General features: G+C 71.5%; 15 protein-coding genes. 14 read left to right on the forward strand and 1 reads right to left on the reverse strand.

What is annotated here, in order from left to right; genetic code table 11:
* Positions 1-64 precede the first annotated feature (64 nt).
* The 3 genes from CACI_RS16445 to CACI_RS16455 all read left to right on the forward strand — a co-directional run bounded on the left by CACI_RS16445 (position 65) and on the right by CACI_RS16455 (position 3,043).
* A complete protein-coding gene (locus tag CACI_RS16445) occupies positions 65-940 on the forward strand; it encodes a LysR family transcriptional regulator (protein WP_041541835.1) in 876 nt (291 codons plus the stop codon).
* Positions 941-1,038: 98 nt separating this feature from the next.
* Positions 1,039-2,163, forward strand: a complete 1,125-nt coding sequence (locus CACI_RS16450; protein ID WP_012787508.1) for a hypothetical protein — start codon at positions 1,039-1,041, stop codon at positions 2,161-2,163.
* A 76-nt stretch (positions 2,164-2,239) separates the two neighbouring features.
* Positions 2,240-3,043 carry an alpha/beta fold hydrolase gene (locus tag CACI_RS16455; RefSeq protein WP_012787509.1) on the forward strand — a complete coding sequence of 268 codons (804 nt, stop codon included), beginning with the start codon at positions 2,240-2,242 and terminating at the stop codon, positions 3,041-3,043.
* A gap of 8 nt (positions 3,044-3,051) precedes the next feature.
* On the opposite strand, the gene CACI_RS16460 is transcribed toward CACI_RS16455, so the two are convergent.
* The gene (locus CACI_RS16460; protein WP_143765267.1) at positions 3,052-3,621 is read right to left on the reverse strand and encodes a hypothetical protein; all 570 of its coding nucleotides are present in this window, start codon (positions 3,619-3,621) and stop codon (positions 3,052-3,054) included.
* Positions 3,622-3,751: 130 nt separating this feature from the next.
* On the opposite strand from CACI_RS16460, the gene CACI_RS16465 reads away from it, so the two are divergent.
* The 11 genes from CACI_RS16465 to CACI_RS16515 all read left to right on the forward strand — a co-directional run bounded on the left by CACI_RS16465 (position 3,752) and on the right by CACI_RS16515 (position 15,989).
* The gene (locus tag CACI_RS16465; protein WP_012787511.1) at positions 3,752-4,030 is read left to right on the forward strand and encodes a hypothetical protein; all 279 of its coding nucleotides are present in this window, start codon (positions 3,752-3,754) and stop codon (positions 4,028-4,030) included.
* 1 nt (position 4,031) lies between these two features.
* Complete coding sequence (locus CACI_RS16470; RefSeq protein ID WP_012787512.1) at positions 4,032-5,075, forward strand: polyprenyl synthetase family protein; 1,044 nt, start codon at positions 4,032-4,034, stop codon at positions 5,073-5,075.
* Positions 5,076-5,122: 47 nt separating this feature from the next.
* Positions 5,123-6,304, forward strand: coding sequence for an oxygenase MpaB family protein (locus CACI_RS16475; protein ID WP_012787513.1), 1,182 nt, complete (start codon positions 5,123-5,125; stop codon positions 6,302-6,304).
* Between the two features lie 426 nt (positions 6,305-6,730).
* Positions 6,731-9,733, forward strand: a complete 3,003-nt coding sequence (locus tag CACI_RS16480) for a sensor histidine kinase (RefSeq protein WP_012787514.1) — start codon at positions 6,731-6,733, stop codon at positions 9,731-9,733.
* 2 nt (positions 9,734-9,735) lie between these two features.
* Positions 9,736-10,173 (forward strand): roadblock/LC7 domain-containing protein, encoded by a 438-nt coding sequence (locus CACI_RS16485; protein WP_012787515.1) that lies wholly within the window; start codon positions 9,736-9,738, stop codon positions 10,171-10,173.
* Positions 10,170-10,757 carry a GTP-binding protein gene (locus CACI_RS16490; protein WP_012787516.1) on the forward strand — a complete coding sequence of 196 codons (588 nt, stop codon included), beginning with the start codon at positions 10,170-10,172 and terminating at the stop codon, positions 10,755-10,757. The genes CACI_RS16485 and CACI_RS16490 overlap by 4 nt, the downstream gene beginning before the upstream one ends.
* A gap of 271 nt (positions 10,758-11,028) precedes the next feature.
* Entirely contained in the window at positions 11,029-12,234 is a 1,206-nt protein-coding gene (locus CACI_RS16495) for an ABC transporter substrate-binding protein (RefSeq protein WP_012787517.1), read from the forward strand.
* A 140-nt stretch (positions 12,235-12,374) separates the two neighbouring features.
* On the forward strand, positions 12,375-13,268 hold the full coding sequence (locus tag CACI_RS52405) for a branched-chain amino acid ABC transporter permease (protein WP_012787518.1): 894 nt from the start codon (positions 12,375-12,377) through the stop codon (positions 13,266-13,268).
* Positions 13,265-14,254 carry a branched-chain amino acid ABC transporter permease gene (locus CACI_RS52410; protein ID WP_012787519.1) on the forward strand — a complete coding sequence of 330 codons (990 nt, stop codon included), beginning with the start codon at positions 13,265-13,267 and terminating at the stop codon, positions 14,252-14,254. The genes CACI_RS52405 and CACI_RS52410 overlap by 4 nt, the downstream gene beginning before the upstream one ends.
* Positions 14,251-15,240 carry an ABC transporter ATP-binding protein gene (locus CACI_RS16510; protein WP_012787520.1) on the forward strand — a complete coding sequence of 330 codons (990 nt, stop codon included), beginning with the start codon at positions 14,251-14,253 and terminating at the stop codon, positions 15,238-15,240. The genes CACI_RS52410 and CACI_RS16510 overlap by 4 nt, the downstream gene beginning before the upstream one ends.
* Complete coding sequence (locus tag CACI_RS16515; protein ID WP_012787521.1) at positions 15,240-15,989, forward strand: ABC transporter ATP-binding protein; 750 nt, start codon at positions 15,240-15,242, stop codon at positions 15,987-15,989. The genes CACI_RS16510 and CACI_RS16515 overlap by 1 nt, the downstream gene beginning before the upstream one ends.
* Positions 15,990-16,135 lie beyond the last annotated feature (146 nt).

Here is a 16,135-nt window from a genome sequence, read left to right on the forward strand (position 1 = left end):
CGCAGGCGTCCAAGTCCGATCGGGCACAGGCGATACCGTGCGGGTATCGTCCCTTGTGGTGGACATGGAACTGCGCGCGCTGCGCTACTTCGCCGCCGTCGCCGAAGAACTGCACTTCGGGCGGGCGGCCCGGCGGCTGCACATGACGCAGCCGCCGCTGAGCCGCGCCATCCGGCAGCTGGAGGCCGACCTCGGCGTGGCGCTGTTCGAGCGGTCGCCGTCCGGGGTCGCGCTCACCGCGGTCGGAGCCTGGTTCTATCAGGACGCCCGCGCGCTGCTCGACCAGGCCGACCGGCTGCGCGCGAAGGTCGCGGCGGCGGCCGGCGCCGCGACGCTGACCGTCGGCATGCTCACCGACGACGCCGATCCCGCCGCCTCCCATCTGGTGAAGGCGTTCCGCGAACGCCACCCGCATGTCGACGTCCAGATCCGCGAGGCTGACTTCACCGACCCGACCTCCGGGCTGCGCGCCGGACTGGTGGACGTCGCGCTGACCTACGCGCCCTTCGACGAGACCGGTATCAGCGTCCGAAGACTGCGGACCGACCCCGTCGGGGCGGTCCTGCGCACCGACGATCCGCTGGCCGACCGCGAGGCGCTGCACCTGGCCGACCTCGCCGACCGGCGCTGGTTCCGCTTTCCGGAAAGCGCCGATCCCATCTGGCGCGCGTTCTGGAACGCCACGGCGCCGGACGGCCCGGCGCGTCAGGGCCCGTTGGTGCGGACCGTGCACGAATGCTTGCAAGCGGTGCTGTGGAACGGCACGATCGGATTGGCGCCGCGGATCGAGGTGCTGCCCGACGGACTGGCCTTCGTGCCGCTGGCCGACGTGCCGCCGAGCGCGCTGGTCGTCGCCTGGGCCGGAGCCCGGGACGATCCGCTGGTCCGGTCGTTCGTCCGGATCGCCCTGCGGACCTATGGCGCCGCGGCGGTGAGCTGACCCTCCAATCACCCCAGCTCATGGAGCGTCGGCGTGGCTGGCTATGGTGGGCACGGCTCGTTCCGGGCTTGTCTGAAGGCTGTCAAGGGGGATGGATCATGGGCGAGATCGTGCGGCGGTTCGGGCGGTCGGCGGCGGTCGTCGCGGCGCTGGCGCTGGCGGCGGGTTCGGCGGCGGCGTGCTCCAGCAGCGGGTCGACGTCCGGCGGCGGGGGAGGGGGCGCCGGCTCCGGCTCGTTCAAGGCGGCCCTGAAGAACGTCCACGCCACGGCGCAGACCAGCAATTCCATCGAGTACGGCGACACCGCGCAGGTGACCAAGCTCAACGGCGGCACGACCGAGGGGGAGAGCGGTCCGTTCGCGGGCCTCCTCGGCGTCGGCGCCGACCAGCTCCGGGGGTACTCCGAGCTCCTGCCTGAGCACACCGGCTTCGACTACACCACCGGGAGCACCGCGATCAGCTTCGGCACCGCGCCGAACACGGTCCAGGTGCTGTACGGGACCTTCGATCCCGCCGCGATCGGCGCCAAGCTCGCCGCCTGGGGCTATAAGAGCTCGGACCGGGGCAACGGCGTCACGGCGTGGGTCTTCGAGGACGACCACAAGATCGACATGAGCAAGCTGGACCCGAGCACCGGCGTCGGGCCGGGGATGACCGGCTGGCTGAACGTGGTCTGGGTGTCCAAGACGAGCATCGTCTACGGCGGCGCGACCTCCGACCTGGCCGCGGCGGTGCCCGCGCAGGGCAAGGCGCTGGCGGACGACCCGGTGGTGGGCCCGCTGGCCGACTGCCTGGGCTCGCCGCTCGCGGCGTTCGTCATCACCGATCAGAAGCAGATCCAGAACAGCAAGGTGTCGGCGATCGCGCTGGGCGTCACCGGGACCAGCGCGTCCGACCTGCGGATGGAGATCTGCGCCTCCGCCCCCGACGCCGCCGGCGCGCAGGCGTTCGCCACGGATTTCACCAAGGCGGTCAGCAGCGGCAAGGACCTCATCACCGACGAGCCGTGGTCGCACCTGATGACCGACCCGAAGACCTCGGTGCTCGGCGGCGCGAACCACATCGCCCAGCTGTCGGCCAAGCCGACCGAGACGCGTGCCGGCTCGCTGGTGGTCGGCCTGGTCGAGAAGAACGACTTCCTCGGGCTGCTCGGGCTGCCGACGCCGGCGGCGCGGGTTCCGGCCGGCGGCACGGACACGGAGACGTCGCCGACGTCTTCCTGAACGCACCGATGACTTTCGGGAGCGGGCGTCGTCCAACCGGATGACGCCGCACACCCTCCCGAAAGGACCCACCCTCATGACCAGCACCGTCACCAGCACCGTGACCTCCGCCGACGGCACCGCCATCGCCTACAGCACGACCGGCGAGGGACCGGCCGTCATCGTCGTCGACGGCGCCCTGTGCCACCGCTCGTTCGGCCCGAGCGGCGGCATCGCCGAGCAGTTGGGCTCGGAGTTCACCGTCCACACCTACGACCGGCGCGGCCGGGGCGGGAGCGGCGACGCGGACGCGTACTCCCCGCAGCGGGAAGTCGAGGATCTGGCGGCGCTGATCCAGGCGGCCGGCGGACAGGCGTGCGTCGTCGGTTTCTCCTCCGGCGGCGCCCTGGCGCTGCTGGGCGCCGCGGCGGACATCGGCGTGACCAAGGTGGCGTGCTACGAGGCTCCCTACGTCACCCAGCAATGGCACCGCGACTCGGCGCTGCGGTACACCGCCGACCTGCACCAGGCGCTGGACGCCGGACGCGTCGAGGAGATGCCCGCGTTGTTCATGACGCTCGTCGGCGTGCCGGCCGAGCAGGTGGCGGAGATGCGGCGCTCGCCGGTGTGGCCGATGTTCACGGCGGTCGCCAAGACCCTGACGTACGACAACGCCGTCCTGGGCTACGGCGCCGGCGGCGCGGTCCCGACCGACGTGCTCGGCACGATCGCCGTGCCGGTCCTGGCCATGGACGGCGGCGCCAGCCCGGACATCCTGCGCGACCCCGCCGGGATCATCGCCGAGGCCTGTCCGGACGGCGAGCGCGTGACGCTGCCGGAGCAGACGCACGAGGTGAGCGCGCAGGTCGTGAGTCCGGTGCTGGCGAAGTTCTTCGCCTGAGCGGGTTCTCAGCCCGCCGCGGTCGGCCCGGCGGCGGTGACGCTGTAGTCGGTCGTGGTCGGGCCGGCGACCACGCGCAGCTTGGTGTAGTGGCCGGCACTCAGTCCGCTGAGCGTCGCGGTCGCCTTGGTGGAGATGGGAGAACCGGCGGCGCAGCTCGGCACGCAGCTGTTCCGCGTCTGCACGCCGGTCGCGGTAGTGCTCGCCGTGCCCCAGCCGGACCAGGTCAGCTGGTTCAGCACCACGCCGCCGTCGCCGTAGGTGAGGATGTAGGTCTTCGGCTGCGACACCGGCTGTTGGTCGCAGCCGTAGACCGATGCCGACGCCGGGGTCGTGACCGGCGCCGAGGTCGACGCTGATGCCGATGGCGAAGTCGATACCGACGTCGACGGCGAAGCCGGCGTTGAGCCCGCGGTCGTGGCGCTCGACGGCTGCGCGCCGCCGAGCGCGGTGCCGGTGACCGCGGACGGGTTCGGGCTCGCCGTCGCGCCGCCGCCGGCCGTCCCCGAGGACGAGCAGCCGGCTGCCAGCAGCGCCGCGGCGGTGCCCACTGTCAATCTCTTGAGGAAAGGTCGCACGCTGCCAGGTTACTCACCTTCCCGCATGTCAAGCCACATCACCCACTCGAGCGAATCAGGGCTTGGCGATACTCCGGCCCGGGAAGGGGGCGGGCGTCGGAGCAGGACGGCGGGTGGGGAGGGCTGAGCGGTGGCTGAGCAGGACCGGGTGGGATCGGCGGCGCGGGACGCCGTGCGGCTGCTGGCAGGGCTCGCCGACCTCGGGCTGGAGGCCGCCGAGGGGGCGGTGCGCCGGGCCCGGGGCGTGCTGGGGCGCTCGGACCTGCCGGAGATGGCCGCCGATCTGCACCGCGAGGTCAAGGAGCACGGCGACGTGGTGCTCGACCGGGTCGCGCCGCCCGCGCAGGCGCACATGGAGGCGGTGGCTCGGCGGGCCGCCGCGGCGCGCGAGAACGCCTCCGGGGGTTGAAGTGTTGTCCCAGGCCGCCCTCAAATCCCGGATAGACACCGAACTGCGCGCCTTCGTGCGCGAGGAGACCGGCCTGCTCGAAGCCGTCGATCCGCTGCTCGCACCGGTCGGCGCCCAGCTGCGCGCCGCGGTCGCCGACGGCAAGCGCATCCGTGCCGCCTTCTGTTACTGGGGCTGGCGCGCGGCCGGGCAGGGCGACACCCCGGCGATGGTCCGCGCCGCCGCCGCGATGGAACTCGTGCACGCCGCCGCGCTGGTCCACGACGACCTCATCGACGACAGCCTGCTGCGCCGCGGCGTCCCCACCCCGCACGTCGCCCTGCGCGAGGCCACCGCGAAGGCGCCCGACCCCGACGGCGCCGCGCGCTCGCTCGCGCTGCTCGTCGGCGACCTGCTGATGGCCTGGGCCGGGCAGCTGTTCACCGGATCCGGACTGCCGGCGGTATACCTGGCGCGAGCCCGGCCCATGTGGTCTGTTCTGGCGCGCGAGCTGATCGCCGGGGAGTGCCTGGAAGTGTTGCGCACCGGCACCGAGACCGATCCGCAGGAATCGCTGACGATCATCCGCTACAAGACCGCCAAGTACACCGTCGAGCATCCGCTGCAGATCGGCGGCCGGCTCGGCGGCGCCTCCGCGCGCACCCTCGGCGTCTTCAGCGACTACGGACTGCCGCTGGGTGAGGCGTTCCAGCTGCGCGACGACCTGCTGGCGGTGTTCGGCGATCCCGCGATCACCGGCAAGAACAACCTCGACGACCTCGTCGCGGCGCGGCCGACCGCGCTGGTCGCCTTCGCCCGGCAGGGCGCGACGCCGCGCGACCGCGCCGTGCTGGACCGGCTGCTCGGCCGCGAGGACATCGGCTCGGCGGACCTCGCCGAAGTCCGCGCGATTTTGCAGCGCAGCGGCGCGCGCGGCCGCGTCGAGCAGCTGATCGCGCAGCGGGTGCGCCGGGCTCGAGCTGCGCTCTCCGGTGCCGCTCTGCCGCGGTCGGCAGCTGAGGCGTTGCACCAGTTGGCCGGCGCCGTCACCACTCGCACGTCCTGATTTCCCGTCTTCCCGCTCCTACCGCTCTTACTGCTCAGGAGAACCCGATGTCCGTGACCCCCGAAGCCATGGCCGCGCTGCGTCTGCGCGGCGACGAACTCGCCGACGCGACCGTGGAGGCCCTGTTCGCCAGCGGGCAGCTCGGACGTTTCAACACCCTGATGCGCTGGTTCGACCGCTCCGGCGATCCGCTGCCCGAGGGTCTGCCGCAGGTGGTCCACGAGTACCTCGCGGCCACGTCGACCCCGCCGGACTGGGTCGACTGGGACCGGATGGAGACGGCGCGGATGTTCTTCATCGACAACAACGTCCACATCTCCACCGCGCTGTCCTTCGCCTCGATGCCGGCGTGCTACATGGTCCCGCACGTCGCCAAACTGCTCGCCGCCACGCACGCGCTGGAGTACCCGTCGAACCGGATGGCGGCGACCGGTCAGTTCACCGTGTACCTGATGCGTCCCGACGCCTTCGAAGCCGGCGGCGCTTTTGTCCCGGCCGCGCAGAAAGTCCGTCTGCTGCACGCATCGATTCGGCATCACTTGCGCCGCGAAGGCGCGTGGGACGAAGCGACCTGGGGCGTGCCGATCTGTCAGGAGGACATGATCGGCGGCCAGATGATGTTCTCCATTCAGGTGCTGGACGCCTTGCACCGCTTGGGTGTGCACGTCACCGAGGCTGGCGCCGACGCCTATCTGTACGCCTGGCGCGTCGTCGGGGCGATGCTCGGCATCGATCTGGAGGCGGCGCCGGCGGATCTGGAGGAGGCGCGGGACTTCTCAGACCTCTACATGGCCCGGTTCATGGGTCCCTCCGAAGAGGGCGTTCAGCTCACCCGGCAGCTCATCGAGCTGTACGAGGACGTCGTCCCCGGGACGCTGCTGGATCCGATTGTTCCGGCTCTGATTCGTTATCTGGTCGGGGACACCGCGGCGGACTGGTTGCAGGTTCCGCGGTTCGCAGTGTTCGACCATCTCATCCCCGCGGCGCCGTTGCTGCTCGGCGTCACCGAGCACCTCAAGGAACGCTCGCCGCTGGCCGCGATGCTGATCGACCGGCTCGGCGCGATCACCACGCGCCTTGAGCTCAGCTCCCTGACACGCGGCCGGATCATGCACTATGCGATCCCTGATCACCTCAAAGAGGAATATGGCGTCCGCCGGCCCAAGGGGGAACGCTGGACCCCGCCTCCGGTCTCCCCTCTGCTGACCGAACCGCAAGTCGGCGCTTGAGGTTACGCGCCCGTGAATTCCTCGTCGATCACGGCGCCGCCGATTGTCTATGGCGTTCTGTCTCAGATTCAGCCCTCGGTGCCCACGAGTTTCTTCGGGCTTTGGCAACGCACGGTAATCGTTTTGGGCGGACGCACCAGGCCTCGTCGTCCTGAATCGGGCATCTCCGGCGCGATGTAAGTCCCGAAGTGCCTGTTCACCGCCTAGTTTGCGCGTTCCGTGTCCGTTCCACCACCCAGGCTGTCTCAAGCCAACCCGTTTCCGCTAGCATGCATTCGCTCGAACAAAGCAGTGGTCTGTTTCGTGGCCGTCGGGTCGGCCTTTGACAGACCTTTGATCGAGTGTCGCACCCCCCGCACAGCAGACACCTGACGTCGCTCGCCCCTACCCGATGCGCCGACCAGCGCGGATCGCAAAGGCCACCCCGTGAGAATCACCAAGAAGCTCGGCATACTGGTCGCTGTCCCCCTGTGTGCCGTCTCCGGTTTCGGGGCGCTGGCCTTGGTCACCTCGACATCGGGGGCGATCAGTGCCGGGCATCTGTACACCCTGATGAACTCCGCCACGGCGGCCGGCGACCTGGTCGCCGAGCTGCAGGCCGAGCGGACCCAGGTCGCCTCCTACCTGACCTCCGCGCCCGGCTCGGACGCCACGGCGCTGAACAACCAGATCGCCAAGACGCAGGCGGCGACCGCGGCCTACGAGGACAAGCTGAAGAACATGCCGTGGCTGTCCTCGGACGGCAAGGCGCTGCTGTCCCGGATCGACGGCGAGCTGCGCTCCATCGACACGCTGCGCCACCTGATCCTCGGGAACTCGCCGAAAACGCTCTCGTCGGCGGACTTCCAGTACCACATCGTCATCGCCGACCTGCTCTCCTACCACGACCTGGTACAGAACTCCGGCGCCTCGAACCAGGTGGCGACCATGCTGCGCGCGACCTCCGCGCTCAGCGAGGCTCGGGAAGCGCTGTCCGGGGAGGAAGCCGACGTCCTGCGGACGATGGGCGAGGGCCAGACCGCCTCGGCCGCCCAGGACCTGATCAGCAGCCGCTCCAGCTACGCCAGCGCGATGGAGTCCTTCGGCGCGCTGGCGCCGGCGAGCTGGCAGGACGAGCCGAACCAGGTGCTCGGCGGCGCGGGGATGTCCAACGCCGGGCAGCTGGAGGACGCCGTCGCCCAGACGCCGATGGGCGCCCAGGTCTCGGTGCAGCCCCAGGAGTGGACGCCGCCGCTGGACGCCCGGCTCCGCGCGCTGGACGGCGTGCGCCACGACATGGACCTGGCCACCCTGGACCTGATCGCCAAGGACCGGACCCACCAGCGCGAGCTGGCCGGTATCGAGGCCGCGGCGATCGCCGGCACGGTGCTGCTGGCGCTGATGGTCAGCCTTCGGCTGGGCCGGCCGATCATCAAGGGTCTGCGAGGCCTGCGCGACGGCGCGCACGCCGTCGCCTTCGAGGACCTGCCGGCCGCGGTGCAGGCGCTGCGCAGCACCGGGTCGCTGACCGGTCAGACCCCTGAGGAGTTCGCCGACGAGGCGGCCGGCGGTCTGCCGGTCAAGGGCGACGACGAGATAGCCGCCGTGGCGCGCGCGTTCAACGCGGTCCGCCGCGAGGCCATCCGGACCGCCGCCGAACAGGTGCTGCTGCGCGCCGGCGTCGGCGCCGCGTTCGTCGCCCTGGCCCGCCGCGGCGAACGCCTGACCGGCGCGCTGACCCTGGAGCTGGACAAGGCCGAGCGCGACGAGCAGGACCCGGACCGCTTGGCCCGGCTGTTCGTCCTGGACCACCTGGCCGCCCGCATGACCCGCAACAACGAGAGCCTGCTGGTGCTCGGCGGCGAGGGCACGGTGCGGGTGCGCGACGAGGGCGTGCCGCTGATCGACGTGATCCGCGGCGCCGCCGGGCGCGTCGAGCGCTACTCGCGCGTGGACCTGGTGAACGTCGACATGAGCGTGGTCGTCGCCCCGCCGGTGGTGGACCACCTGGTGCACCTGTGTGCGGAGCTGCTGGACAACGCCACCGCCTTCTCCTCCCCGGACAGCCGGGTGCTGGTCGACATGCGCGTGCTGGCCGACCGGATCATCGTGCAGATCACCGACCGCGGCATCGGCATGACGCCGCGGCGCCGCTCGGAGCTGAACGCCCGGCTGACCACGCCGACCCACCTGGACGCCGCCTCGGTCAAGGCGATGGGCCTGACCGTGGCCGGCCAGCTGGCCTCCTGGTACGGCATAGCCGTGGAGCTGCGCCAGAACCCGCAAGGGGGGACCATCGCCGAGCTGGTCCTGCCGCCCACGCTGTACTGGGTGCCGGGTGCGCACGAGGAGTCCTTCGCCTCGCTGCCGGCCACCGCGGTCAACTCGCTGACCGCCGCGATGGGGCAGACCGGCGGGTACAACCCGAGCGCCCCGGCGCCGATGCCGAGCGTGGGCGCGGCCTCCCAGCCGGGAGCGGTGAACGGCGGCCGGCGGCGGCGCGGGGCGGTGGCGCCGGAGGTGGCCGCCGACCAGCAGTTCGGCGCCCCGGCAGCCGGCTTCGATCCGAACCGCAGGCCCTCGCCCTTCCCTCATCAGCCGGCCTCGGCCATGGACGCGGCCGCGCACTACGGCGCGCCGCAGGCCGGCATCGCTGAGGGCGTCAACGGATTCCCGCCCGCGCCGATCCGGGTCAGGCCGCTGAGCCGGCCGGCCGGTCCGGCGAATCCGTCGGCTCCGGCAGGTCCGGCCGGTGAGCCGGTCGGAGCGCCGGGAACCGGTCCGGGAGTGGCGGACGGTCCGCTCAGTCCGTGGCTGGCCGGAGCGCTGCGCGGCAGGGCGGCGGCCGAGGCGGCGCAGGCAGCACAAGCACAGGCCGCGCAGGCCGCCCAAGCTCAAGCGGTTCAGGCCGCGCAGGCGGCGGCCCAAGCGGCGCATCCCTCGTACCAGACGCAGGCCCAGCCCGAGTATCAGGTCCGCGCGGCGTTCGAACCCCCGGCACAGCCCTCGTTCCAGGGCCGTCCCTCGTTCCAGACCCAGCAGTCCCAGCCCGCTTACCCGGCTGCACCCGCCCCCGCCGGGTCGCCGCCGTTCCAGGGCCAATCCTCCTATCAGGCACGGCCCACGGTTCCGGCCCAGCCGTCGTACCAGGCCCAGCCCGCTCTGCCGACCGCCGCCCCCGGGCCGGTCGCGGTTCCGCCGGCGGCGGCGCCGGCGCAGGAGCGGACCGAGTCCAAGACGACGCACGGCCTGCCCAAGCGGGTGCCTTTGGCCCGGCTCCCCGCCGAGGCCATGGACGAGGAACCGGAGGCGGCCAGCCCGGCTGAGCGCGACCCGTCGCGGGTCTCGGCCTCGATGGTGGCCTACGCCCGCGGGATCGGCGGCCGCGGCGCCCCCGGCAGTGCCCCCCAGACCCCCTACACGCCGCCTTCAAGCACAGGGACCTTCTAAAAATGTCGCTCATGCCCAGCAGTCCCCCCGACAATCTGGACTGGCTCCTCAACGATTTCGCACTGCGTGTGCCCGGTGTCGTGCACGCCCTGGCCGTCTCGGCCGACGGTCTGGTGGTGGCGGCCAGCGCCGACCTGACCGAGGAGCAGGCCGAGAACCTGGCGGCTGTCGCCTCCGGGCTGGTCGGCCTGCTGGCCGGCGCCGCCCGGCTGCTGCGCGCGGCTCCCGTGCAGAGCAATCTGACCGAGCTGTTCGGCGGCTTCCTGTTCTCCATGGCGGTCAGCGACGGCGCCTCGCTGCTGGTCTTCGCCCGCCGCGAGTGCGACATCGGCCAGGTGTCCTACACCATGGCCGAGCTGATCAACCAGGTCGGCGCCGCGCTCACGCCGATGGCGCGCTCGCGCATGCTTGCCCGCGAGTCCGCCGGACGGATGCGGTGAACCGGGCGAACCAGGCCACCGCGGCGAAGATCATCGTGGCCGGCGGCTTCGGGGTGGGGAAGACCACCCTGGTCGGTTCGGTCTCGGAGATCCAGCCGCTGACCACCGAGGCGGAGATGACCGTCGCGGGGGCGGGCATCGACGACGTCCGAGGCATCCCGGGCAAGACCTCGACCACCGTGGCGATGGACTTCGGCCGCATCACCCTGGCCCAGGACCTGATCCTGTACCTGTTCGGCGCGCCCGGGCAGGAGCGGTTCTGGTTCTTCTGGGACGAGTTGTCCCGCGGCGCGATCGGCGCGGTGGTGATGGCCGACGTCCGGCGGCTGGACGACGCCTTCGCCGCCATCGACTTCTTCGAGCACCGCTCGATCCCGCACGTCGTGGCGATCAACCAGTTCGACGGCGCCCCGATGCACGGCCACGAGGAGATCCGCGACGCGCTGTCGGTCCGGGAGTCGGTCCCGCTGCTGATGTGCGACGCGCGGCGGCGCGAGTCGAGCAAGCGCGTACTGGTCACCCTCGTGGAGCACGCCGTGACCCAGATCCGGATGAACCCGGACGCGGCGTACGCCCGGCCGTGAGCCGTATCAGGATCCGCCATCCCGGCCGGATCCGGACCGGAACCACTACCAGAACCGACATCGGAACCTGCACCTGAACCATGTACCACCGCACAGACGCACCACAGCACCACCACCACAGCACCACCACCACAGCACCACCACCACAGCACCACCACCACGGGAGCTCCGAACCCCCGGCAGGCCCGTGAGGCTTCGGGCCGCCGGTCGATCCGGCCGGCGGAACCGTTTCCGTGTGTATCCCTGAAATCAATCGCTTAAGGAGACAGCGTTGTTCTCGTCACGAGTTCCGGCGCGCCTGCGCGCCGCTGTGGCCATCGGCGCGGTGACCGTGCTCGCGGCCGCCGGATGCAGCAGCAGCACGTCCGGCAAGTCCGCCGCGAAGGGCGACTCGCCCATCACCATCGGTCTGATCACCGCCCTGACCGGCAGCAACAAGGCCCTGGGTCCGGACCACCTCAACGGGTTCCAGCTCTACCTGGACAACCACGGCAACAAGCTCGGCGGCCACACCGTCAAGCTCGACGTGGGCGACGAGGCCAACGGCGGCGCCGCGGCGGTGCCGGTGGCCAAGAAGATGATCGAGCAGGACCACGTGCTGGCCATCGCCGGCATCGTGGCCACCCCGACCATCCAGGCCGTGGTGCCGATCGCGACCGCGGCCGGGGTCCCGGTGGTCAACACCGGCGGCCGGCCGACCATGAAGGACGTCTCGCACCTGTGGACCATGAGCTTCATGTCCACCGACCCCGGCGGCGCGATGGGCCCGTACATGGCCCAGAACGTCGGCGGCTCGGTCTACGCGTTCGGTCCGGACTACCAGGGCGGCTATGACCAGCTGCGCGGGTTCACCGACTCCTTCGCCAAGGCCGGCGGCAAGCTCGCCAACGACGGCGGCAAGCCGACGTTCACGCCGTTCCCGGCCACCTCGGACTTCACGCCGTACCTGGCCAAGGTCAAGGCCTCCGGCGCCAAGGCGATCTACTGCTTCTACACCGGCGCCAGCGCGATCGCCTTCGTGAAGGACTGGTCCCAGTCCGACGCCAAGGACATCCCGCTGTACGCCGCCGGCTTCATCACCGAGGGCGGCGCGCTCAAGGCCGAGGGCACCGCGGCCAACGGCATCATCACCTCGATGAACTACTCGCCGGACATCTCCAGCGCAGCGAACCGCGCGTTCGTCTCGGCGTGGGGTCAGAAGTACAACGGCGAGGCGCCGCCGGCGACCGCGATGTACAGCTGGGACGCCGCCTCCGTGCTGGACCAGGCGATCGCCAAGGCCGGCTCGAACCTGACGCCGGAGGCGATCAACGCCGCGATCAAGGCGATGGGCCAGATCGACAGCCCGCGCGGTACCTGGCAGCTGTCCTCCGACACCCACGTCCCGGTCCAGAAGTGGTACCTGCGCAAGGTGGAGATGGACGGCACGGCGCTGGCCAACGTCAAGGTCGGCGACCTGGCCACCATCGGCAGCTGAGTCAAGACAGACCGCTGTGAACGCTCGGCTGCCGAGGACGCCTCGGCAGCCGAGCGTGTTCGACTGCTGAATAGCCTCTGCACGGAAAGCGCGACCGGCGTAACCTGCACAACCAGCAAGAGCACTGCGAAAGGGGTTCCATGGGTGCGCTCAACACGCACTTCGTGCCCGCGTTGGACGGAGTGGCCTACGGGCTGCTGCTGTTCGTCGCGGCCGCGGGCCTGACATTGCTGTTCGGGATCGGCGGTGTGCTGAACATCGCCCACGGGACCCTGTTCGCGCTCGGCGGCTACCTGGCCGCCACGGTGTCCGACGGCTCGTGGTCCTCCGCGTTCCTGGGCTTGATCGTGGCCACCGTCGGCGGCACGCTCGGCGGCGGGGTACTCGCCGCCAGCACGCTGCCGCTGGCCGAACGCGGCCATCTGCCGCAAGCGCTGCTGACCTTCGGCCTGGCCCTGGTCGGCGGCGACATCCTGAGCACCGTCTACGGCGGGGACCAGCACCCCGTGGTGATCCCGACCTCCGTCAGCGGGACGGTGCACATCTTCGGGCACGTCTATCCCACCTACCGGCTGCTGTTCATCCTGGTGGCCTCGGTGCTGGCGCTGGCCGGGACGTACGTCCTGGGCCGGACCCGCGCCGGCGCGCTGCTGCGGGCCGCGGCCGACGACCGGGACATGGTCGGGGCGATGGGTTACGCGCCCTGGCGCGTGCACGCCGCGCTGTGCGGCGCCGCCGGGGCGCTGGCCGGACTGGCCGGCGGGCTCGGCGCGCCGATCATCGGTCCCGGACCGGACACCGCCGACAAGGTCCTGATGCTCTCGATGGTGGTGATCGTGCTCGGCAAGCCCGGCTCGGTCGCCGGGGCGTTCGTGGCGGCGATCGCGGTCGGGGAGATCGAGACGCTGGGCGTGTCCATCTCCTCGAACTGGGCGCCCTACCTGCTGTTCGGCCTGATGGCCGTGGGCCTGGTGGCCCGGACCTTCCGCGGCTCGTCGGCCTCGGTGGGCGCGCCGGCGGGAGCGCACGCATGAGCCTGCAGATGAGTCTTCCCTCGGCGCTGGAGTCGCCGCGGGTGCGGGTCGGTGTGCCGGCCGCGGTGCTGGCCGCCTTCCTGCTGATCGCGCCGTCGAGCTTCGACGGCTACGGCGTCAGCCTGCTGTCCAAGGCGCTGGCGCTGGGGGTGCTGGCGGTCAGCGTCAGCATCCTGGCCGGCTACGCGGGATTGCCGACCTCGGGGCAGGCGGCTCCGTTCATGGTCGGGGCGTACGCCGCCGGAGTGATGGGCACTCACGGGCATACGATCGGGGTCGTGCAGCTCTTGTGCGGGACGCTCGTCGCCGCCGGGTTCGCCGCGGCGACCGGGCTGGTGGCGGTGCGCACGCGCGGGGTCGCGTTCCTGATGACCACGCTGGCCCTCGGCGAGCTGACGGTCACCGCCGCGGGGGAGTGGCGCTCGCTCACCGGCGGTACGGACGGCATGTACGGCATCCCGCCGGTGAAGCCGCTGCCGGGGATGGCGACGTTGGACTCGGACCGGTCGGTGTACTGGTTCGTGCTGGTCTCCACAGCGGCGATCGTGGCCGTCGTGTGGTGGGTGCTGCGCTCGCCGGTGGGCAAGCTGCTGCTCGCCTGCCGCGACCACGAGGCGCGCATGCGCTCCGCGGGGCATCCGGTGACGCGGTATCAGTGGCTTGCCTATGTCGGCGCCGGCGCGCTGGCGGGCTTCGGCGGAGTGCTGATGTGCTCGGTCAACCAGTACGTCTCGCCGGACGACGGCAGCTTCGCCAACTCGGCGCTGGTGCTGCTGGCCGTGGTGATCGGCGGGGCGACCTCGCCGCTGGGCGCGCTGCTCGGCGCCGGGCTGATCGTCGCCACCCGGGACTGGCTGGCCGGACCGTTCCCCGGACACGGGCCGCTGCTGCTCGGGATGATGTTCATCATCGCCGTCTACGCGCTGCCCGACGGCGTGGCGGGGATCCGGTTCCGGGTTCCGAAACGACGAGGAGACCCGGCATGACGACGGCTACGACGGGAGCCACCGGGCCCGCGGGCGCTTCTGGCGCTTCTGGCGCTTCGGTCGGCGGCGCGCAGGCAGCGTCGGAGGCGATGGCGATGGCGACGATGACGACGACGGCGATGATCGAGGTCAGCGGCCTGACGAAGGCCTTCGCCGGCGGCACCCTCGCCGTCGGCGGCCTGGACCTGAGCTTCGAGGCCGGCGGTCGGCACGCGGTGATCGGACCCAACGGCGCGGGCAAGACCACGCTGCTGAACCTGATCTCCGGCGAGCTGCCCCCGACCTCCGGACGGATCCGTTACGACGGACGCGACGTCACGCGCACCACGCGCGTGAAGCGCTCGCGCCTGGGCATCGCCCGCACCTTCCAGCAGCCGACGGTGTGGAGCACGCTGACGGTCGCGGACAACATCGCGCTGGCGGCCTGGCCGCACTCCGACATGCGCGCGAAGTGGCGCCGACGCCGCTACCGCGCACTGTCCGCGTCCTGCGAGCAGTACCTGGAGACCGCCGGCATCACCGCCCTCGCCGACCGCCCCGCAGGCGCACTGGCCCACGGCGAACGCCGCATGCTGGACATCGGCATGGCACTGGCGGCCGATCCGCGCGTGCTGCTGCTCGACGAGCCCGCGGCGGGCCTGACCGACCAGGGCGTGGAGCGCCTCCTCGCGGCGATGCGGGCACTGCCCCGGGAGGTGACGGTGGTGGTGGTCGAGCACGACTTCGCCTTCGTCTCGGCGGTCGCGGACACGGTCACGGTGCTCCAGGACGGGAAGCTGCTGGCCAGCGGGACGCCCGCGGAGATCGCGGCGGACGCGGCGGTGCGGGCGGCGTACTTGGGGGAGTCGGGGATGGGCTCGGAGCTGGAGAGCGGTCTGGGCGCCGATGCCGACTTAGACTCCGGCCCTGATCTGGGTTCCGATCTCGCCGCCACTCCCGACTCTGACCTTGATCGTGACTCCGGTGCTGTCGAGGGGACCCTCTGATGCTGAGTCTCAGCTCCCTGACCGCCGGCTACGACGGCGGCACCGTGCTGCACGGCTTGGACCTGGAGATCCCCGAAGGATCAGTCCACGCCGTGGTCGGCCACAACGGCGCCGGCAAGACCACGCTGATCCACACCGTGTCCGGCCTGGTCGCGGCGTCCTCAGGCCGCGTCGGCCTGGCCGGCGCGGACGTCACCCGGCAGGCAGCGCACCGCCGAGCCCGCTCCGGCGTAGGCCTCGTGCCCCAGGGCCGCAGGGTCTTCCCAGGCCTGACCGTCCAGGAACACCTGACCCTCGCCTTCGGCCGCCGCAGCCGCCGCGACCGAGCCAGCGCGCAATGGACCCCCGACAGCGTCAAGCAACTCCTGCCCCGCCTCGCCGAACGCGCGGGCCACCGAGGCCGCCAACTCTCCGGCGGCGAACAACAGATGCTCGCCATCGCCCGAGCCCTCCTAGGCCAACCCCGCCTCCTCCTCATGGACGAACCCACCGAAGGCCTCGCCCCCCTGATCGTCCAGGACATAGCAGACCTCATCAAAACCCTCCCCGACCAAGGCCTCACCATCCTGGTAGCCGCCCCCCGCCCCGCCTTCGCCGCCGAAGTAGCCGAACGCATCACCATCCTCGTAGCCGGCCGCGCCGCCGACGAATTCAGCGCCAAAGAACTCCGCGACCAACCCGACCTGGCCGCCGAAGCCATGGGCCACGCCACCGCCGAGGGCAGCGTCGCGAGCGGCCTGCGGCGGTGAGGGTCGGGGCTCAGCGCCGGAGCTGAGCCGCAAAGGGCTGGTTGCGACCGGTCTGCAGCAGGCTTCGGCACTGCGCTGAAGTGCTTACCTGCTGGCGGCGACTAGCCTGCGGCGAGGCTCTGCGAGCGATCTGCGCTGCGGCAGTG

The sequence above is a fragment of the Catenulispora acidiphila DSM 44928 genome (assembly GCF_000024025.1).
GTDB classification, from domain to species: Bacteria; Actinomycetota; Actinomycetes; order Streptomycetales; family Catenulisporaceae; genus Catenulispora; species Catenulispora acidiphila.